Genomic DNA, 20,818 nt, shown 5'->3' with positions numbered 1-20,818 from the left:
GCCGATGCCAATCAGAGCAGTTCTTTTCGACATGGACGGCACCCTGCTCGACACCGCGCCGGACTTCATTGCGATCTGCCAGGCGATGCGTGCCGACCGTGGCTTGCCACCGATGAACGACAAACACATTCGCGACGAGATTTCCGGCGGCGCCAAGGCGATGGTCGCAGTGACCTTCTCCATGGACCCGGAATCGCCGGGATTCGAGGAGTTGCGCCTGGAGTTCCTAGAGCGCTACCTCGTCGGTTGTGCCGTCCATAGCAAGCTGTTCGACGGCATGGGCGAACTGCTGGCGGACATCGAGAAGGCCAACCTGATCTGGGGCGTGGTCACCAACAAGCCGCTGCGCTTCGCCGAGCCGATCATGCAACAGCTGGGACTGGCCGAGCGTTCGGCGCTGCTGATCTGCCCGGATCATGTGAAAAACAGCAAACCGGATCCCGAGCCGCTGATCCTCGCCTGCAGGATGCTCGACCTGGACCCGGCCAGCGTGCTGTTCGTCGGCGATGACCTGCGCGACATCGAATCAGGCCGCGATGCCGGCACCAAGACTGCTGCGGTGACCTTCGGCTACATCCACCCGGATGACAACCCGCGGCATTGGGGGGCGGATGTGGTGGTTGATCATCCGTTGGAGCTGCGCAAGGTTTTGGATAGCGCCCTCTGTAGCTGCTGAGACTGTCGTTGACCTCTGTAGGAGCGAGCCTGCTCGCGAAGAACCTGAGAGCGCCACGGGTCGTCATCGTTTACGCCCGTCGCGAGCAAGCTCGCTCCTACAGGGATAGCGCTTGACCTGAAGAATTTTCGTAGAGGTTTTTTATGTTTGATTATTCCGCCCGCCCCGAACTGCTCAAGGATCGGGTCATTCTGGTCACCGGCGCAGGACGCGGTATCGGTGCCGCAGCGGCAAAAACCTACGCGGCACACGGCGCAACCGTGCTGCTGCTGGGCAAGACCGAAGCCAACCTGACCCAGGTCTACGACGAAATCGAAGCCGCCGGCCATCCACAACCGGCAGTCATCCCCTTCAACCTCGAAACCGCCCTGCCCCATCAATACGATGAGCTGGCAGCGATGATCGAAAGCGAATTCGGGCATCTCGACGGTCTCCTGCACAATGCCTCGATCATCGGCCCGCGCACGCCGATCGAGCAGCTTTCCGGCGAAAACTTCATGCGGGTCATGCAAGTCAACGTCAATGCCATGTTCATGCTCACCAGCACCCTGCTGCCGCTGCTCAAGTTGTCGCAGGATGCCTCGGTGGTGTTCACTTCCAGCAGCGTCGGCCGCAAGGGGCGTGCGTATTGGGGCGCTTACGGCGTCTCCAAATTCGCCACTGAAGGCTTGATGCAAACCCTGGCTGACGAAGTCGATACCGTGGCCCCGGTGCGCTCCAACAGCATCAACCCGGGCGCCACCCGCACCAGCATGCGCGCCCAGGCTTACCCGGGTGAAAACCCACTGAACAACCCGACGCCCGAGGAGATCATGCCGGTCTACCTTTACCTGATGGGCCCGGACAGCACCGGTATCAATGGCCAGGCGTTCAACGCCCAGTAACGACCGTACGTCGCTTTTTAGTGCCGCGCCAGCTTCCTGTCGCGGCACTTGAAGGCTCTCGGGTTCGAGCCAGGCACCTGTCAAACAAACGTCACACGCCGCGCTACACAGGCAGCATACAACCAACAACCCATTGATTTAATAGAGTTTTTGTTCGGATGAACCGAATGGCACGACTTTCGCTCTAAGTTTGCTCAGACACGTAAAGTGAAAGCAGACGGGGGTGAAGCTTGAGCGCAGAGATTACTCATCTTCTACAAAGCGGATTAAACTTGTACGAAATGTCCTACGGGACTGACGGACCAGTACGACGCGCAGCCCTAAGCCGCTCTCACCCTGCTTGTAAGACAGCCTTACTGCTTAGGGGCGCATGCCTTATGAAACCACCTTCCCAGACCAACGCAATTGACTTCGATAGCGCCAAATTGCAGCGCCTGGGCTTTGGTCAGCAGCCGCCTCTCCTGGAAAGACCTGTCAGTCTTGCGCAATTGCGCCAGCAACTGAGCCTGCAGTTGCAAACCAGTCTGGAGCCGCAACGCATTCTTGGGACGTTCTATCGCGAGATTCAGCGGTTGGTACCGTTGGACGCCTTGTGCTACCAACACAAGAGCAGTGACCTGCGCCTGGAGTTCGGCCAACGCGGCCACCACTCCATCAGTTACAGCCTCAGCCACGAAGGCGAACACCTGGGTGAGCTGATCTTCCGTCGCAATCAGCGTTTCAGCGAACAGGATCAGGGCAATCTCGAATCACTGCTAGCCGCACTGCTTTTCCCGATGCGCAATGCGCTGCTGTACCGTACCGCCACCCAAAGCGCACTGCGCGACCCGCTGACGGGTGCCGGTAACCGCATCGCCATGGACCAGACGCTGCAAAGGGAAATCGAACTGTCCCGGCGCCATCTACAACCGTTGTCAGTACTGATGCTGGACATCGATCATTTCAAGCTAGTCAATGATACCCATGGCCACAGCACAGGTGATGACGTGCTCAAGGCGGTCGCCGCCACGATCAAAAACCAGCTGCGCAACGTGGACATGGTGTTCCGCTATGGCGGCGAGGAGTTCCTGATCCTGCTGTCGAATACCTGTCGCGAGGCCGCGTCCATGGTCGGTGAGCGGCTGCGGTTTGCAGCCCAGTCTGAAGAGTACCTGGCCGATGGTCACAGGATCCTGCTGACGGTCAGCCTCGGCTGTTCGACCCTGTTGCCCGGCGAGTCTGCCGAAAGTCTGTTGCGACGGGCAGACAGCGCGTTGTATGTGGCCAAGCGCGAAGGTCGTAACCGGCTGGAGATGGCGGGCTGACTTTTCAGCCACGACACAAACCAATGTGGGAGCGGGCTTGCTCGCGAATGGGATCTGACTTTCAACGATGATGTTGACTGACAGTCCGTATTCGCGAGCAGGCTCGCTCCCACAGTTGTTTTTCAAGCAGCGATTGAATCAGCCTTCGGCCAATGCCATCCGCTCACGCACGACCGGTACCCACTCTGCGTGCTCCATTTGCATGCAACGTTCGAGAAACAGGTACATATAGTCGTAGCTCTTGCAAACGGCCTGACGCAACTCCACCTGCAGAGATTTGCCGGGGTTCGTGCCCGCCAATGTGCAGATGATTTCCAGGGCTTCCCATGGATGGGCATCGTCGTACTGGGCATGCATCTTCAGCCACTTCATCGCCCGCTTGCGATCTTCCTCGGGAAACGAGGCGGCGTAGATACCGTTGGAACACACTACCGCCGACCATTCCCCGGTCGCCCCTTCGATGGCGTAGTTGGTAGCGGCAATCGCAACGATCAGCGAGTCGGCTGAACTGGTGTGCCAGCACCAATGGCTCAGGGCGTGAAGCTCGGGGGGAACCTGCTGAGCCTGCAGCTCTTCCAGGCTGACACCGTGCGCGCGACTCCAGTTCACCCAGTAATCGGCGTGGTTCAGTTCGACGCGGATGTTACGCATCAGCCAGCGACGGGCCATGTCTTCGCCGGGATGACGGGCAAAGCGGGTCTTGGTCAGGTTTTGTGCCATATACAACGCGAACTGTTCGACCACCGGCCAGCCACCGATCAGGTACTGGCGCATGGTCTTCGCACTGAGTTTGTTGTCTCGCATGCGTTGGTACAGTTCGTGTTCGACAACCCGGCGCTTGCTCTCGCTGCAATCCTGGATCAGGCGCTGGGCCCAGGCAGGGTAACTTGCAGCTTCCATGAGCGGTCCGGTTCGGTTGAATGTATCGATCACTGTCGAGCTCCTTTTGATTGTGATTGTAAGACCGGCAGGAGTCTCAACGGAACGTGCCAGGCGCCTTGAACAACAGCGGTTGCGGCCTGGCGGGACGACTTAACAGACTATCACTGGTAAACAACTGCGGGCGTTCAATCACATACCCTTGAGCGTAATCCACCCCGATCTCCAGCAATGCCTGCTCGATCTGGGGCGTTTCGACAAACTCGGCAATCGTGCGCTTACCCATCACATGGCCAATGTGATTGATCACTTCGACCATGGCGCGGTTAATCGGGTCGTCCAGCATATCCTTTACGAAACTCCCGTCGATCTTCAGGAAGTCTACAGGCAAATGTTTCAGGTACGCGAATGAGGACATTCCGGCGCAAAAGTCATCCAGCGAAAAATGGCAGCCTAAGCCTTTGAGTTCATTAATGAATCGAATGGCGCTGCCAAGATTTGAAATGGCACTGGTTTCAGTAATTTCAAAACAAATCATTTCAGGCGGAATCGAATACGTCACAAACTGTTCGCGCAAGAAGTCCAGAAACGCCTCATCCCCAATCGTCGTGCCTGACAGATTGATCGCACACATGGCCAGCGGTCCGTGGCCTTGCTCGGCCCGGCATTGGGCGATGATCTTGAACACGTTCTGCACCACCCAACGATCAAGCGAGCTCATCAGGCCATAGCGTTCAGCTGCCGGAATGAAGCTGTCGGGCAAGATCATCCGCCCGGCTTCATCATGTAATCGCAGCAGGATTTCAATGTGCCCGCCGTCCTGATCGACATGACCCAAGGGGGCGATTTCCTGGGCGTACAGGCAGAAGCGGTCCTCCTCCAGCGCCATGTGCAAACGCTGCACCCAGGCCATCTCGCCGAAGCGCAGGGACAATTCCGAGTCATCCGGATGATAGACCTGGACCCGGTTCCGACCCTTTTCCTTGGCCATGTAGCACGCCATGTCGGCAGCACGCAGCGAGGCTTCGAGCGTCGTCGGGTTCTGCGCGACATGGACCAGCCCGATACTGACAGTGGTCACGAAAGGCCGGCCTTTCCAGACAAAATGCAGATTCTGCACCGTCTGGCGCAGGCTTTCGGCAATTTTCTCCGCCGCTTCCGGTGCGCAGTTTTCCAGCAGGATGCCGAACTCGTCGCCGCCAAGGCGCGCCAGGGTGTCGCCTTCGCGCAGCCCCGATTGCAACAGCGCGCAGATGTGCCGCAGCAGTTCGTCCCCCGCCGCGTGGCCGCAGGTGTCGTTGACCAGCTTGAACTGGTCCAGATCGAGGAACATCAGGGCATGGCGACCCGAATGGCGGGTCAGGTTGTGCAGCGCCTGTTCCAGGCGATATTCGAACTCGCGACGGTTGGCAAGACCGGTCAAGGCATCGTGGGTCGCCTGCCACGACAGATTGGCGATGTACTGCCGCTCCTGGGTCATGTCATGCAGCACCAGCACCGTCCCGCTGACTTTTCCGGCATTGCGGATGGGCGCGCCCACCAGCGTGACCGACACCGTGCTGCCGTCCAGGCGTTGAATCAACTTGGAGTGTTCACTGCCGCCACTGAGCTGGCCGCTCAGAATATGCTCGATCAGGGTGAAACCATCGGTCTGGGCATTTTCGTCCAACAGGTTGAACAGCGCCGCCAGCGGCAATCCCGTCGCCTGCTCGGCCTTCCAGTGGGTCATCGCCTCGGCCGCCGGATTCATGTAGGCGATTGCACCGGAAACATCCGTGGTGATCACCCCATCACCAATTGATTGCAGGGTGATCTGCGCCCGTTCTTTTTCCAGTTGCAGCGCATCGGCGAACGCATGGCGCTGCTTGAGCAGTTTATGGGTGCGCATCAGCGCCAGCGCAATCAATCCAAGAGCAGTGGCGAGGTTAGTCAGCAGCAGCAAACGAAGAATGACCCGCGAACCTTCACCCAAGGCATCGCTGAACGCCTTTGCCGCCGGCGTCACACCGTCGTTGATGGCGAAAATCTGCTCCTTCCAGCGCTGTACGTCCGCGCCGGAGGCCGGGCCGGCAGTGATGTGCTGATGCATGTCCCGCGCAACGTCATCGAGCTGGACCAGATAGGCATCCCCCACGGTCCAAAGGTTGATGGCTTTTTCGAGATAACTGAAGTGACGAAAGTTGAGGTACAGCCAGATCAGGCTGGAAACGTCTTCCGGGTGGTTGCCACCCTTGAGAATCGCCACACGCGCCGCCTCTATATTCGGCGGTTGATGATCCAGCGCCACGCGCAACTCATGCCCGCCCTGAGGCACGGAAATGGCGTGCTGGTATTTACGAAAAATCGCTTCGTCGCCGCTGTCGGCATAGAGGTTGAGGTAATAGATTGCGTCCTTCTGGCCCTTGGACCAGAGGCTTTCCCCAGCAACATAGCCGCGAACCGCCGACAGTACGTAAAGGCTAACGCCGCCCAACAAGGCTTGAAACACTACAACGGCGATAAATGGCCAGACGATGCCCAACAGCCGTGGCGTTCCGAGAGTCCGCGTTTGATTCATGAGGTCCCTTGCATTAGCACCGCTTGCTCGTCTTCCGGACGAAATCGCTATAGCTAGACTAGGTTGCGATTCCGATCCCGGCAAGCGACAAGCTATGCCCGGAGGGAATATCGCGGCCACTGAATTCGGCCGCGATGATGTTTTTTATAGTATTGAAGTGGCGCCCTGCAACCTTGATATCATTTCACTACAACCGCTGCAAATGCCCATACAGCTTGGCGTACAGGCCACCGTCGGCAATCAGTTGCTGATGATCGCCATCCTCGGCAATTTGCCCGCCGTCGAACACCAGCACACGGTCGGCCTGTTTTACCGCCGAAAGGCGGTGGGCAATGATCAACGTGGTGCGGTTGCTCAGAAACCGCGCCAAGGCCTGGTGCAGGTTGTATTCGGTGGCGGCATCCAGCGCAGAGGTGGCTTCGTCGAGGATCACCACCTTGGGCTCGGCCAGTACCATCCGGGCGATGGCCAGGCGTTGACGTTGCCCGCCGGACAACCGCACTCCGGAGCGCCCGACGATGCTGTCCAGGCCCTTGGGCAAATCCCGGACCGTACCGTGTAATTGGGCGATTTCCAGCGCCTGCCAGCAGGCCTCGTCACTGCGTTCACGGCCCATGGTCAGGTTGGCCCGGATGGTATCGTTGAACAGCGCCGGATGTTGCAGGACCACGGCAACATTTTCCCGCACGGTTTCCAGGCCGATCTCCTGTTGGGTCGAACCGCCGAAGCGAATGGTTCCGGCCAACGGCGTGTACAAGCCCAGCAGCAGTTGCACCAGCGTGCTCTTGCCGCCACCACTGGCGCCGACGATCGCGACCTTTTCCCCAGGGGCAATGGACAGGTTCATCTGGTTCAGGACCAGTTCATCACCGTAACCGAAGCTCAGCCCTTGTACTTCCAGCCCGACCGTCTCGCGACCGACGAAAGGGTCTATGCCGCCCGGGTATTGGGGCTCATCGGCTCGGGACAGCAACTCGTTGATCCGCGACAGCGCACCGCCGGCAGCGTAGTAGGCATATTGCAGGTTCAGCAACTGTTCGACCGGGCCGATCATGAACCACAGGTAGCTGAACACCGCGAGCATCTGGCCGATTGAAAGGTCGGAAAACAGCACGGTGAGCATCGCCGCGGCCCGGAAAATATCGATACCGAACTGGAACAGCAAACCGCTGGCCCGGTTCGATGCATCGGTTTTCCATTGCGAATTCACCGCATAGTCACGCACGTCCCGGGCGCGCTGGCCCAAGCGACCGAGGAAAAACCCCTGGCGGTTGCCGGCGCGAACTTCCTGGATGGCATCCAGCGTTTCGGTCAGCGCCTGGGTAAAGCGTGAAGTGCTGTCGTTCTCGAGTTTCTTCAGATGTTTGACCCGCTTGCCCAACTGCACCGTGGCATAGATCACCAGCGGGTTGAACAGCAGAATCAGCAAAGCCAGTTGCCAGTGCATCCACATCAGAATGCCCGCCGTGCCGACCAGGGTCAGCATGGCCACGAGGAAACGGCTGAGGGTTTCGCCGACGAATTTGTCCAGCGTGTCCAGGTCGGTGACCAGGTGTGTAGTCACCGTTCCGCTGCCCAGGCTTTCGTATTCGCCCAGGGAAATACCCTTGAGACGCTCGATCAAGCGTATGCGAATGCGGTAGACGATGTCCTTGGCCAAGCCGGCGAACAATTTCGCCTGCACCACGTTGAACAGCAGAGCCGTGCAACGCAGGGTCAAGGTCACCACCAGCATCAGGCCGATGTAGCCAGCGGCCTTCTGCCAGCCTTCGGGCAGCACGTGGTTCATGATCTTCAGCGCGGCATCACCATGCCCCAGCAACACCTCGTCCACCAGCAACGGCAGGAGCAAGGGAATCGGCACGCTGCACAAGGTCGCCAGCACGGCTACGCCGTTGGCGATCCACAGGGATTTCTTGTGATGCAGGGCCAGGCGGCGGATTTCCGCCCAGCTCAGACGGTCGACACGTTTAGCGGGTGCGACATCATCAGGCAGGTCATGCACAGGCAGCACGCTCCAGCCAGCGGCCGAGCAGCGGGGACAACTCGCTCAACGGCTGATAGCCATTGGTCAACAACGCCAGTTGGCCGTTACGCTCGGCCAGCAGGGTGGGGAAACCGGCAATGCCCAGGTCCTGGACCCAGGTGAAATCGGCTTCAGTCGCAGTGTGCATGTCGGCACGGTCGAAAGCGGCGGCGAACTCGATGCGCGGCACGCCGGCCTGCTCGGCCAGTTCCACCAGCACGCTGGCGCGGGTGACGTCCCGACCTTCGACATAAAACGCATGCTGAATCAGCCCGAGCAGCTTCCAGGCACAATCCGGCGCCAATCCGCGCGCCGTCACCAGTGCCCGGCAGGCAGGCTCGGTGTCGTAGACAAAGCCATCGGGTAACGCGCCCTCAAACTTGAAGGGCTGGCCGGTGGCCTCGGTGACCGCCTGCCAGTGTTCAAGAATGTAGCGTCGGGTGGTCGGCTCCAGCGCCGCACCGCTACCGGTGCGCAAACCACCCACGATCAAGTGCACATCCACACCCGCGGCTTGCGCCTGCTCGACCAGTGACTTGGCCACGGGAGCAAACCCCCAGCACCAGGAACACATCGGGTCCATCACATAGAGCAGGCGCGCAGACATGGTTCAGGCCTCGGAAGATGCTTGCTTGTAGTTGAAGCCGATCGGGTGAGGCTGGTTACGAGCCTTGGCCAGTTCGATCTGCTTCTGCCGGTCGATCGCGCTGCGACGGGTCTTCTCACTCAGCTTATCCCAGCAATGCGGGCAACTGATGCCGGCCACGTAATGCTCGGACGCGCGGTCTTCCACACTCACCGGCGTGCGGCAGGCATGACATTGATCGTAGTCGCCCTCGCTCAGGTCGTGACGAACGGTCACGCGGTTGTCGAACACGAAGCAATCGCCCTGCCACTTGGTTTCTTCCTGCGGCACCTCTTCGAGGTACTTCAGGATGCCACCCTTGAGGTGAAAAACCTCACCGTAGCCCTCGCTGAGCATGTAGCTAGAGGCCTTCTCGCAACGGATGCCGCCAGTGCAGAACATCGCGACCTTCTTGTGCACGGCCGGGTCGAAGTTGGCTTTGATGTAATCGGGAAATTCGCGAAAACTGGTGGTTTTCGGGTCGATGGCGCCTTCGAAGGTACCGATCGAGACTTCGTAGTCGTTACGGGTGTCGATCAACAACACTTCCGGGTCGCTGATCAGCGCGTTCCAGTCCTGTGGATCGACGTAGGTGCCGACCTTTTTGTTCGGGTCCACGCCTTCCACGCCGAGGGTAACGATTTCTTTCTTGAGTTTGACCTTGGTGCGGTAGAACGGCTGCTCGTCGCAGTACGACTCTTTGTGGTCGATGTCGTCCATGCGCGGGTCGTTCTTGAGCCAGGCCATCAGCCCGTCGATGCCTTCGCGGCTGCCGGACACGGTGCCGTTGATGCCTTCTTCGGCAATCAGCAGGGTGCCTTTGATGCCGTTGTCGACCATCGCTTGCAGCAGGGGCTCGCGCAGGGCGACGTAATCTTCCAGGGTGACGAACTTATACAGTGCCGCCACGACAATCTGTTGTGTCATGGGTAAATCTCCAGGTGGCTACCCTCGTAAGGGGTGAACCGGATGCGAAAAAAAACGCGCCGGGTTAGCGGCGCGTTGGGCATTCTAACAAAAAACCGGAGTTTAGTGCTTGCTGCCGCCGGCACAGGTCGGCGAGGCCGGAGCTGCGTCAATCTGTGCCCATTCCTCTGGCGTGTAGGTATGCAGCGCCAACGCATGGAACTCGCCCATCAGCTCGCCGAGCGTGCCGTAGACCTTCTGGTGGCGCTTGACCCGGTTCAGGCCTTCGAACTGCGTACTGACGACCACAGCCTTGAAATGGGTTTGCAGCCCACGGCTGTGCATGTGGCTTTCATCCAGCACTTGCAGATGCTCGGGCTGAAGCAGGCCCAGCGTCGATTCGATGCGTTGTTGCATGGTCATACCGAACTCCGCTTAAGGCTTTTTCTTGGCTGGCGCGGCTGCGTCTTTCGGCGTCAGCTCGGCGGTCATGTCAGCCAGCAGCTTGTTGACCACAGGCACCGCGCTTTCCAGCTTCGCCTGGGTCATCTGGGCCGACTGCTGGGTCAGCTGAGGCATTTTTTCCAGGACTTTCTTGCCCAGTGGCGACTGGTAGAACGCAACCAGGTCCTTGAGCTCGGATTCGGTGAAGTTGGTGGTGTAGAGCTTGACCATGTCCGGTTTCAGCTTGTTCCAGCCAATGGCCTGGTCCAGAGCGGCGTTGGCCTTGGCCTGGTAGGTTTCCAACACGGCCTTTTTCGACTCAGGGGCTTTGGTCTGTTCGAAACGCTGGGCAAACATCTGCTGTACTTGCATGTACACCGGGGTGCCCAGTTTGTCAGCGTGCGCCATGGTCAGGAAAGCCTCGGCACTGGCGTTATGGCTGGCGGTGTCGGCAAGAACCTGGCCGCTGGCGCAGACCAAAGCAACGGCGGTACAGATGGCACGAAGACGAGTCATCGAGTTTCCTTTTCTAGCTGGCGAGGTAAGACCCCAAGGGCGTCCATTCTGCGCCTAAAAAAGTGTGCCGCTCAACCCCAAGCCTTGTCGCACCTGATTTAGAGGGGTTGAATGGTCAAATTCAGACTGATGGAACCACGGCCGTCGATCACGGCCTAAACTGCGCAATCGGACCTACAGGAGTGAGCAAGATGAGCCGTATCGAAACCGACAGCCTCGGCCAGGTTGAAGTCCCGGATGAAGCCTATTGGGGCGCTCAGACGCAACGCTCGCTGATCAACTTCGCCATCGGCAACGAACGCATGCCGCTGGCCGTGTTGCATGCCCTGGCGCTGATCAAGAAAGCCGCGGCACGGGTCAATGATCGCAACGGCGATGTGCCCGCCGATATCGCCCGCCTGATCGAGCAGGCGGCCGACGAAGTGCTCGCCGGCGACCACGACGACCAGTTTCCGCTGGTGGTCTGGCAAACCGGCAGCGGTACCCAGAGCAACATGAACGTCAATGAAGTGATCGCCGGTCGCGCCAACGAGCTGGCCGGCAACCCCCGTGGCGGCAAGTCCCCGGTGCACCCCAACGATCACGTCAATCGCTCCCAGAGCTCCAACGACTGCTTCCCCACCGCCATGCATATCGCGGCTGTCCAGGCGGTGCAACAGCACTTGCTGCCGGCGATCAGCGAACTGTCTGGCGGGCTGGCCGAACTGGCCGCACGCCACATGAAACTGGTCAAGACCGGCCGCACCCACATGATGGATGCGACACCCATCAGCTTCGGCCAGGAGATCTCAGCCTTCATCGCGCAACTCGATTACGCCGAGCGGGCAATCCGCAGCGCACTGCCCTCGGTCTGCGAGCTGGCCCAGGGCGGAACGGCCGTCGGCACCGGGCTCAATTCACCCCACGGCTTCGGTGAGGCCATCGCCGCAGAATTGGCCGCCCTCTCGGGTTTGCCGTTTATCACCGCGCCGAACAAGTTTGCCGCGCTGGCCGGTCATGAGCCGCTGACCACGCTGTCCGGCGCGCTGAAAACCCTCGCCGTGACGCTGATGAAAATCGCCAACGATCTGCGCCTGCTGGGTTCCGGCCCGCGCGCCGGCTTCGCCGAAGTCAGGCTGCCGGCCAATGAACCGGGCAGTTCGATCATGCCGGGCAAGGTCAACCCGACCCAATGCGAAGCGCTGTCGATGCTGGCCTGCCAGGTATTGGGCAACGATGTCGCCATCGGCTTTGCCGCCAGTCAGGGCCACTTGCAGCTCAACGTGTTCAAACCGGTGATCATCCACAACCTGCTGCAATCGATCCGTTTACTGGCGGATGGCTGCAGCAACTTCCAGCAGCACTGCGTGGCCGGTCTGGAGCCGGATGCGGAAAAAATGGCTGAGCACCTGGAGCGTGGCTTGATGCTGGTGACGGCACTCAACCCGCACATCGGCTATGACAAATCGGCGGAGATCGCCAAGAAAGCCTATAGCGAAGGCCTGACCTTGCGCGAGGCGGCGTTGCAGCTCGGGTATCTGACAGACGAAGAGTTCGATGCGTGGGTGAGGCCGGAGAACATGCTGGAGGCTGGGGCCAAGGGCTGAATCGGCAGCGCCTGATCGTCCGTCATCGCGGGCAAGCCGCGCTCCCACAGGTTTTGCGTCGTTCATTGATACTGTGGACGACGCAAACCCTGTGGGAGCGTGGCTTGCCCGCGATGAACGATAACGCGGTCTAACCGGCTGCCATCCGCACCTTCCGCGCCTTCAGCCCGGCAATCAACGAAGGCCCCAACGCCACCAGCGCCGACCCCAGCACCACCAGCACCGCACCGCCATATCCCAGGCCATTGATCGTCTCGGCATGCACATAGTCGGGCCACAGCCACGCAGCCATGGCAACCGCGGCAAAGGTCACCAACGGCGTGATGGCCAGCGTCGCGCTGACCCGGGAGGCTTCCCAATGGGCCAGGGCCTCGGCAAACGCGCCATAGGCAATCAGGGTGTTGAGGCAGCACGCCAGCAGCAACCAACCCTGCAAGGGGCTTAATTGCAACGCTTCGAGCGGATGCACCCACGGCGTCAACAGCGCTGCGCAGAACAGGTAGATCACCATCATCACCTGCAGCGAATTCCACACCGTCAGCAATTGCTTCTGCCCCAGGGCATAGAAGGTCCAGACCGTGGACGCCAGCAGCACCAGCAGCACGCCGGCGGTGTAGTCGGTCAGAGACGTGAGCAACTCACTCAAGCGCTGGTTGAAAAACAGCGCAAAGCCGATCAGCAGCACCAGCAGGCCAATCCCCTGCCCCAGGCTGAAACGCTCCTTGAACACAAACAGACTGGCGATCAGCAGCATGATCGGTCCCATCTGCACTACCAGTTGCGCCGTACCGGGGCTGAGCAGCTTCAGGCCCATCAGATACAACACATAGTTACCGACCAGGCCGAGCACCGCCATCAGCACCAACCAGCCACCACGAGGACCGAGCACCTTGCGGCTGGGCAGACGCCTGGTGGCCGCCAGGTAAATGAACAGGCAGCCGCCGGATACCATCAGGCGAAACCAGGTCACCGTCACCGGGTCCATTACCAGCAACACTTGTTTGAGCTTGATCGGCAGGATTCCCCACAACAACGCGGTCAACAAGGCCAGGAACAGACCATAACCCCAGCGACCCGATGAAATGTGCATGTGAACCCCAACGCCAACTGACAGGAGTCGACATTCTAGGCCCGCAGCGGTGGCGTACACAGGCACAGTTTCGGTCTGGCCGCGAATGAAACTGTGCGGGTCGTAATCTTCAGGTGATTTTTTTGACCGTGGCGCACCCATCGCGAGCAAGCTCGCTCCCACAGGTTTTGCGACGTACACAACATTTGTGATCGCCGCTGAACACTGTGGGAGCGAGCTTGCTCGCGATGACTATCGAACTGACAACGAGAAATATCGAGGCTTACCGCACCGCTTCAAACAGCCCGGTTGCCCCCATCCCGCCACCCACGCACATGGTGACGATGCCGTACCGCAGATTGCGTCGCTGCAATTCACGAACCAGATGCCCGACCTGGCGCGAGCCGGTCATGCCAAACGGGTGACCGATGGAAATCGAGCCGCCGTTGACGTTGTACCGGGCGTTGTCGATTTCCAGGCGATTGCGGCTGTACAGGCACTGCGAGGCGAACGCTTCGTTGAGTTCCCACAGGTCGATGTCGTCAATCCGCAAGCCTTTGGCCTTGAGCAGTTTAGGTACCGAAAACACCGGGCCGATACCCATCTCGTCCGGCGCGCAACCGGCCACGGTAAAGCCGCGGAAGAACGCTTTCGGCTTGAGCCCCAGCTCCAGCGCTTTCTCCAGGCTCATCACCAGGGTCATGGACGCGCCGTCAGACAGCTGCGAAGAGTTGCCCGCCGTGACCGAGCCATCTTCGGCGAACACCGGCTTCAACCCGGCCAGGCTTTCCAGGGTGGTGTCCGGGCGGTTGCAGTCATCGCGGTCGACGATGCCGTCGAGGATCTGTGCCTGACCTGTGGCCTTGTCTTCAACGCGATACTTCACCGACATCGGCACGATTTCATCAGTGAACAGCCCGGCGGCCTGAGCCTCTGCGGTGCGCTGCTGGCTTTGCAGCGCATACAGGTCCTGCTCTTGGCGGCTGACGTTGTACCGACGCGCGACGATTTCAGCAGTCTGGCCCATCGGGAAGTAGATGCCCGGCACCTGTTCCTTGAGCAGCGGATTGATCAGGTTGTCGGTGTTGACGCTCTTCATGGTCAGGCTGATGGACTCGACGCCGCCGGCGACGATGATGTCGCTGCAACCCGAAGCGATCTGGTTGGCGGCAATGGCGATCGCCTGCAGGCCCGAGGAACAGAACCGGTTGAGGGTCATGCCGGCCGTGCCGATGCCCAGGCGCGAAAGCACCGCGACATTGCGACCGATATTGAAACCCTGGGCGCCTTCGTTGGAGCCGGCGCCAACGATGCAGTCCTCGACGCTCGCCGGATCGATACCGGTGCGCGCCAACAGTGCATCGACACAGTGTGCCGCCATGTCGTCCGGGCGGGTCATGTTGAATTTACCGCGAAAGGATTTGGCCAGGCCGGTCCGCACGCTGTCGACGATCACCACTTCACGCATGACATACCTCATTGCTGTTATCGGTTGAGAGTGGACCGAGCATAAGTCCAGCTCTTGACCGACCGCGACGATCATTCACCCCGCGTATGCGTAACCATGGCCTCAATCCTTGTCCTTACGCTTGCGTTCATGCCGGGCGGATTTTTCGAAAGCCTCCTCCAGTGCCCGGTTGATGGTGCGCAAGACTTTTACCCGCGCCCAGCGTTTGTCGTTGGCTTCCACCAGGGTCCATGGCGCAATCTCGGTGCTGGTCCGATCGACCATGTCGCCGACCGCCGCGCGATAGTCGTCCCATTTATCACGGTTGCGCCAGTCGTCCTCAGTGATCTTGAAGCGTTTGAAGGGGATCTTTTCGCGCTCTTCGAAGCGCTCCAGTTGCGTCTGTTTGTCGATGGACAGCCAGAACTTGACCACGATCACACCGGCGTCGGTGAGCTGTTCTTCGAAATCGTTGATTTCACCGTAGGCACGCAGCCAGTCTGCCGGGCTGCAAAAACCTTCGATGCGCTCCACCAACACCCGGCCATACCAGGAGCGGTCGAACACGGTGAACTTGCCCCGGGCCGGCAGGTGCCGCCAGAAGCGCCATAGATACGGTTGCGCCCGTTCTTCCTCGGTGGGCGCGGCAATCGGCACGATGCTGTACTGGCGCGGATCAAGCGCTGCCGCTACCCGGCGGATCGCCCCGCCCTTGCCGGCCGCGTCGTTGCCTTCGAACACCGCCACCAGCGCGTGGCGGCGCATGCGTTTGTCACGCATCAACCCGGAAAACCGCGCCTGCTCGGTGATCAGTTGTTCTTCGTAATCTTCTTTGTCCAACTGCAGGGTCAGGTCCAGGCTGTCGATCAGGTTCACTTGATCGACACTGGGGAACACTGGCGCGGCGCTGACCTTTTCCGGATGGATCTTCGGTCGCTTCAATGCGCCCTGCAGGCCCGCCAGCAGAATCCGCCCCACGGCCAGGCTGCGATAATGGGCATCCGCCCCGGCGATCACATGCCAGGGTGCATAAACGCGGCTGGTGCGGCGCAACGCCCGTTCACCATACTTCACGAACCTGTCGTAGGTTTGCGACTGCTGCCAGTCCAGCGGGCTGATGCGCCAGCTGTGCAGCGGGTCGTCGGCCAGTGCCTTGAGGCGTGCCTTCATTTGCTTCTTTGAAAGGTGAAACCAGAACTTGAAGATCAGCGCACCTTCATCGCAGAGCATCTTTTCCAGGCGCTCGGCGGCATTGATCGCCTGATCCAGGCGCGGATCCTTGAACTCGCCATGGACCCGCCCCTGCAGCATCTGGCTGTACCAGTTGCCGAAGAAAATCCCCATGCGCCCCTTGGCCGGGAGCATCCGCCAGTACCGCCAGGCCGGTGGCCGCGCCAGTTCTTCGTCGGTTTGCTGATCGAACGTGCGGACCTCGATCAGGCGCGGGTCCATCCACTCGTTGAGCACCTTGATCGTCTCACCCTTGCCGGCACCTTCGATGCCATTGATCAAAATGATCACCGGGAAGCGGCGTTGCTGCTGCAATTCGAATTGCGCTTCGAGCAACGCTTCGCGCAGGGCCGGGATTTCGGCGTCGTAGGTTTCTTTGTCGATCGCGTGATCGATTTCGGCAGATTCAAACATGGGCGGCTCCCTTCCAGATGTGAGCAAGACTAGCGGATGGACCTGAAGGTCAGTGGAGATTTTCCGGATGGTTGCGGATTCCTGTGGCGAGGGGGCTTGCCCCCGTTGGGTTGCGAAGCAGCCCTGAATCAACCAACCGGGCCTGTCAGGTAAATCCGGTTGGCTGGTTTTACGACTGCTTCGCAGCCGAACGGGGGCAAGCCCCCTCGCCACAGGGCTTTGTGCAGGTTGATGATTTTCCCGGTTTCAGCCCGTTCATACCTTGCCACGGATCAAGCACCACACCTTCAATCGGCTAGAATGGCCGCCTTGCCGCTGCAGAGCCTGCCATGAAACCTGTATTGCCCCACGCCCAGCTCGACTGGGACGACCAAGGTCGCCCGTATTCGCGAGTGTTCGACGATGTGTACTTCTCCGACAAGTCAGGGCTGGATGAAACCCGCTATGTATTCATCGAGCAGAATCGACTGGCCGAACGCTTTGCCGCCTTGCCCGAGGGTGGGCGGCTGGTCATCGGTGAGACGGGGTTCGGCACCGGGCTGAATTTTTTGTGCGCCTGGCAGATGTTCGAGCAACACGCAGCGGCCGGAGCGCGGCTGCATTTTGTCAGCGTAGAGAAATACCCGTTGAGCCCGGCCGACTTGCAACGTGCCCTGGCACTGTGGCCGGAACTCAAGGTATTTGCCGATCAACTGCTTGAGCAATACGTGGCCATCCATCAGGGTTTTCAGCGCCTGACGCTGGACCACGGCCGCGTCACCCTGACGCTGCTGATCGGTGATGCACTGGAGCAACTGCCGCAACTCGATGCCCGAATCGACGCCTGGTTCCTCGACGGTTTCGCCCCGGCGAAAAACCCCGACATGTGGACCGCCGAACTGTTTGCCGAGCTGGCTCGCCTGGCCGCTCCCGGTGCATCCATCAGCACCTTCACCAGCACCGGCTGGGTGCGGCGTCTGCTCAACGCCGCCGGCTTCAAGATGAAACGCACCCCCGGCATCGGCCACAAATGGGAGATCCTGCGCGGTGAGTTCCTCGGCTGGCCCCCGGAAACGCCGGCCCCGGCCCTGGATAAACCCTGGTTCGCACGCCCGGCCCCGCTGACCGGCGAGCGCCAGGCACTGGTGATCGGTGCCGGCCTGGCCGGTTGTGCCAGCGCCGCCAGCCTCGCCGCGCGGGGCTGGCAAGTGACATTGCTGGAGCGCCACGACGCCATCGCCCGGGAAGCCTCGGGCAACCCGCAGGGTGTGCTCTACCTGAAGTTATCCGCCCATGGCACGGCGCTGTCGCAAATGATCGTCAGCGGATTCGGCTACACCCGACGTCTGCTCGAACACTTGCAACGGGGCCGCGACTGGGACGATTGCGGCGTATTGCAACTGGCCTTCAATGCCAAGGAAGCCGAACGCCAGGCGCAATTGGCCGCGGCGTTTCCAGCGGACTTGCTGCATCTGCTGGATCAATCCGAAGCACAGGCCGTGGCCGGTATCGGGCTGGCACAGGGGGGCCTGTTCTATCCCGAAGGCGGCTGGGTCCACCCACCGGCGCTGTGCCAGTGGCAGGCTGCGCATCCACAGATTCAATTGCTCACCCATCACGATGCGCTGGAACTGCGCAAGGTTGAAGGCCGTTGGCAAGCCTGGGACGGCGAGCGGTTGCTTGCCGATGCTCCCGTGGTGGTGCTCGCCGGGGCCGCCGAAATCCAGCGTTTCCCCGAGAGCGCCGAGCTGCCGCTCAAGCGCATTCGCGGGCAAATCACCCGCTTGGCGCAAACTCCGCAAAGCCAGGCCCTGAGCACCGTGGTGTGTGCCGAAGGCTATGTCGCCCCCGCCCGTTTGGGCGAACACACCCTGGGGGCCAGTTTCGATTTCAAGAGCGATGACCTGACACCGACCACGGCAGAACACCTGGGCAACCTGGCCATGCTCGAAGAGATTTCCCACGATCTGGTCGAGCGTTTACAGGCCGATAAACTTGCGCCTGAAAGTCTCCAGGGTCGCGCTGCTTTTCGCTGCACCAGCCCCGACTACTTGCCAATCGTCGGCCCCTTGGCCGACACCCAGGCGTTCACTCAGGCGTATGCGGCGCTGGGCAAGGATGCCCGGCAGGTGCCGGACGTCGAATGCCCATGGCTTGACGGTTTGTACATCAACAGCGGTCACGGCTCGCGCGGCCTGATCACCGCGCCGCTGTCCGCAGAACTGCTGGCAGCCTGGCTGGACAACGAACCCCTGCCGTTGCCCAGAGGCGTGGCCGAAGCCTGTCACCCCAACCGATTTGCCCTGCGACGCCTGATCCGGGGCAAGTAGTCGATACAGCAGCCGAAGTCGCCCTCACGGGGCGATTCGGCCGTGGTCTGGCCCGCATATAACTCATCGATCTAAAACTCCCCTTACCGAGGAGGGTCACTTTCTGAGTACCCGCCGTTTCGGCGCGGTATCGATCGACCCTCCCCAACGGAAAAACCGGTAAGGAATTTATGTGCGGATTAGCTGGCGAGTTACGTTTTGATCATCAACCTGCAGACCTTGCAGCCATTGAACGAATCACCCATCACCTGGCCCCCCGCGGCCCCGACGCCTGGGGATTTCATAGCCAGGGGCCGGTTGCCCTGGGCCATCGACGCCTGAAGATCATGGACCTGTCGGACGGCTCGGCGCAGCCGATGATCGACCCGCAACTGGGCTTGTCCCTGGCCTTCAACGGGGCGATCTACAACTTTCCGGAACTGCGCGCGGAACTTGAAAGCCTGGGTTACGCCTTCTATTCCGGTGGCGACACCGAAGTGTTGCTCAAGGGTTATCACGCCTGGGGCGAAGCCTTGCTGCCGAAACTCAACGGCATGTTTGCCTTTGCCGTTTGGGAGCGCGATGCCCAACGCCTGTTCATCGCCCGCGACCGTCTCGGCGTGAAACCGCTGTACCTCTCGCGCACCGGCCAGCGCCTGCGCTTCGCCTCGGCGCTGCCGGCATTGCTCAAGGGCGGCGACATCAACCCGATCCTCGATCCCGTGGCGCTCAATCACTATCTGAATTTCCACTCCGTGGTCCCGGCACCGCGCACTTTGCTGGCGGGCATTGAAAAACTGCCGCCGGCCACCTGGATGCGCATCGAAGCCGATGGCCGCACCGAGCAGAAAACCTGGTGGACCCTGCCCTACGGCCCTCACGCCGATGAGACGAATCTGACCCTCGAGGACTGGCGCGACCGTGTGCTCGAGAGCACCCGCGAAGCGGTAGCGATTCGTCAGCGTGCGGCGGTGGATGTCGGCGTGCTGCTGTCCGGCGGTGTCGATTCAAGCCTGCTGGTGGGTCTGTTGCGGGAAGTCGGCGTGGACAATCTGTCGACCTTCTCCATCGGCTTCCAGGATGCCGGCGGCGAACGTGGAGACGAGTTCCAGTATTCGGACCTGATCGCCCGACACTACGGCACGCAGCACCATCAACTGCGCATCGACGAAAAGGAAATCATCGAACAACTGCCCGCCGCGTTCCGTGCCATGAGCGAGCCGATGGTCAGCCATGACTGCATCGCCTTCTACCTGTTGTCACGAGAGGTGGCCAAACACTGCAAAGTCGTCCAGAGCGGCCAGGGCGCCGATGAACTGTTCGCCGGTTACCACTGGTATCCGCAAGTGGACGGCGCGAGTGATTCGTATGCCGCGTACCGCGAAGCGTTTTTCGACCGCAGTTACGACGACTACGCCGCCACCGTGCAACCGAAATGGCTGACCGCGAATGACGCCGCCGGTGACTTCGTCAAAGCGCATTTCGCCCAGCCCGGTGCAGATGCGGCGGTGGACAAGGCCTTGCGTCTGGACAGCACGGTGATGCTGGTGGACGACCCGGTCAAACGGGTCGACAACATGACCATGGCCTGGGGCCTGGAAGCGCGCACGCCGTTTCTCGATTACCGCCTGGTGGAGCTGTCGGCACGGATTCCGGGGCGTTTCAAACTGCCGGACGGCGGCAAGCAAGTCTTGAAAGAAGCCGCGCGACAAGTGATTCCCAGTGAAGTGATCGACCGCAAGAAAGGTTACTTCCCGGTGCCGGGCCTCAAGCATTTGCAGGGCGATACGCTGGAATGGGTGCGCGAGCTGCTGCTTGACCCCAGCCAGGATCGCGGCCTGTTCAACCCCGCGATGCTCGACCGTCTACTGACTGATCCACAGGGGCAATTGACACCGTTGCGCGGCTCGAAGCTGTGGCAACTGGCGGCCCTCAACCTGTGGCTCAGCGAACAAGGAATCTGACCG

General features: G+C 60.5%; 16 protein-coding genes. 6 read left to right on the top strand and 10 right to left on the bottom strand.

Going from position 1 to position 20,818, the window contains the following annotated elements:
• Positions 1-4 precede the first annotated feature (4 nt).
• The 3 genes from mupP to ABIE16_RS03425 all read left to right on the top strand — a co-directional run bounded on the left by mupP (position 5) and on the right by ABIE16_RS03425 (position 2,864).
• Entirely contained in the window at positions 5-676 is a 672-nt protein-coding gene (gene mupP / locus ABIE16_RS03435; RefSeq protein WP_218494429.1) for an N-acetylmuramic acid 6-phosphate phosphatase MupP, read from the top strand.
• A 143-nt stretch (positions 677-819) separates the two neighbouring features.
• Positions 820-1,560 carry a YciK family oxidoreductase gene (locus ABIE16_RS03430; RefSeq protein ID WP_007999919.1) on the top strand — a complete coding sequence of 247 codons (741 nt, stop codon included), beginning with the start codon at positions 820-822 and terminating at the stop codon, positions 1,558-1,560.
• 377 nt (positions 1,561-1,937) lie between these two features.
• The gene (locus tag ABIE16_RS03425) at positions 1,938-2,864 is read left to right on the top strand and encodes a GGDEF domain-containing protein (RefSeq protein WP_429520568.1); all 927 of its coding nucleotides are present in this window, start codon (positions 1,938-1,940) and stop codon (positions 2,862-2,864) included.
• A 138-nt stretch (positions 2,865-3,002) separates the two neighbouring features.
• On the opposite strand, the gene ABIE16_RS03420 is transcribed toward ABIE16_RS03425, so the two are convergent.
• From ABIE16_RS03420 to ABIE16_RS03390, 7 genes are all read right to left on the bottom strand, one after another.
• On the bottom strand, positions 3,003-3,764 hold the full coding sequence (locus tag ABIE16_RS03420) for a TenA family transcriptional regulator (protein WP_219733187.1): 762 nt from the start codon (positions 3,762-3,764) through the stop codon (positions 3,003-3,005).
• A 76-nt stretch (positions 3,765-3,840) separates the two neighbouring features.
• Entirely contained in the window at positions 3,841-6,300 is a 2,460-nt protein-coding gene (locus ABIE16_RS03415; protein WP_090457153.1) for an EAL domain-containing protein, read from the bottom strand.
• Positions 6,301-6,487: 187 nt separating this feature from the next.
• A complete protein-coding gene (locus ABIE16_RS03410) occupies positions 6,488-8,305 on the bottom strand; it encodes an ABC transporter ATP-binding protein (protein ID WP_429520567.1) in 1,818 nt (605 codons plus the stop codon).
• The gene (locus ABIE16_RS03405) at positions 8,298-8,933 is read right to left on the bottom strand and encodes a DsbA family protein (protein WP_057713760.1); all 636 of its coding nucleotides are present in this window, start codon (positions 8,931-8,933) and stop codon (positions 8,298-8,300) included. Before ABIE16_RS03405 ends, ABIE16_RS03410 begins: the two co-directional genes overlap by 8 nt.
• 3 nt (positions 8,934-8,936) lie before the next feature.
• Positions 8,937-9,878: a rhodanese-related sulfurtransferase gene (locus ABIE16_RS03400; protein WP_090457157.1), complete on the bottom strand. Its 942-nt coding sequence runs from the start codon at positions 9,876-9,878 to the stop codon at positions 8,937-8,939.
• Between the two features lie 102 nt (positions 9,879-9,980).
• The gene (locus ABIE16_RS03395) at positions 9,981-10,280 is read right to left on the bottom strand and encodes a BolA family protein (protein ID WP_090457159.1); all 300 of its coding nucleotides are present in this window, start codon (positions 10,278-10,280) and stop codon (positions 9,981-9,983) included.
• Between the two features lie 12 nt (positions 10,281-10,292).
• Positions 10,293-10,817: a DUF2059 domain-containing protein gene (locus ABIE16_RS03390; RefSeq protein WP_007997268.1), complete on the bottom strand. Its 525-nt coding sequence runs from the start codon at positions 10,815-10,817 to the stop codon at positions 10,293-10,295.
• A 191-nt stretch (positions 10,818-11,008) separates the two neighbouring features.
• On the opposite strand from ABIE16_RS03390, the gene ABIE16_RS03385 reads away from it, so the two are divergent.
• Entirely contained in the window at positions 11,009-12,403 is a 1,395-nt protein-coding gene (locus ABIE16_RS03385; protein ID WP_057713757.1) for a class II fumarate hydratase, read from the top strand.
• Positions 12,404-12,533: 130 nt separating this feature from the next.
• Here the strand turns inward: ABIE16_RS03385 and ABIE16_RS03380 are convergent, their stop codons facing one another.
• The 3 genes from ABIE16_RS03380 to pap form a co-directional block, all read right to left on the bottom strand.
• Positions 12,534-13,493 (bottom strand): DMT family transporter, encoded by a 960-nt coding sequence (locus ABIE16_RS03380; RefSeq protein WP_429520566.1) that lies wholly within the window; start codon positions 13,491-13,493, stop codon positions 12,534-12,536.
• 262 nt (positions 13,494-13,755) lie between these two features.
• Positions 13,756-14,940, bottom strand: coding sequence for a thiolase family protein (locus ABIE16_RS03375; protein WP_102671649.1), 1,185 nt, complete (start codon positions 14,938-14,940; stop codon positions 13,756-13,758).
• Positions 14,941-15,042: 102 nt separating this feature from the next.
• Complete coding sequence (gene pap / locus ABIE16_RS03370; RefSeq protein ID WP_057713754.1) at positions 15,043-16,563, bottom strand: polyphosphate:AMP phosphotransferase; 1,521 nt, start codon at positions 16,561-16,563, stop codon at positions 15,043-15,045.
• 329 nt (positions 16,564-16,892) lie between these two features.
• Between pap and mnmC the strand changes: the two genes are divergently transcribed.
• Positions 16,893-18,872, top strand: coding sequence for a bifunctional tRNA (5-methylaminomethyl-2-thiouridine)(34)-methyltransferase MnmD/FAD-dependent 5-carboxymethylaminomethyl-2-thiouridine(34) oxidoreductase MnmC (mnmC, locus tag ABIE16_RS03365; protein ID WP_429520565.1), 1,980 nt, complete (start codon positions 16,893-16,895; stop codon positions 18,870-18,872).
• Positions 18,873-19,042: 170 nt separating this feature from the next.
• Complete coding sequence (locus ABIE16_RS03360; RefSeq protein WP_429520564.1) at positions 19,043-20,815, top strand: N-acetylglutaminylglutamine amidotransferase; 1,773 nt, start codon at positions 19,043-19,045, stop codon at positions 20,813-20,815.
• Positions 20,816-20,818: the final 3 nt, after the last annotated feature.

The organism is Pseudomonas sp. 2725 (genome assembly GCF_050434585.1).
In the GTDB taxonomy this organism is placed as follows: Bacteria; Pseudomonadota; Gammaproteobacteria; order Pseudomonadales; family Pseudomonadaceae; genus Aquipseudomonas; species Aquipseudomonas jessenii.
This window is presented reverse-complemented; position numbering and strand designations above follow the sequence as displayed.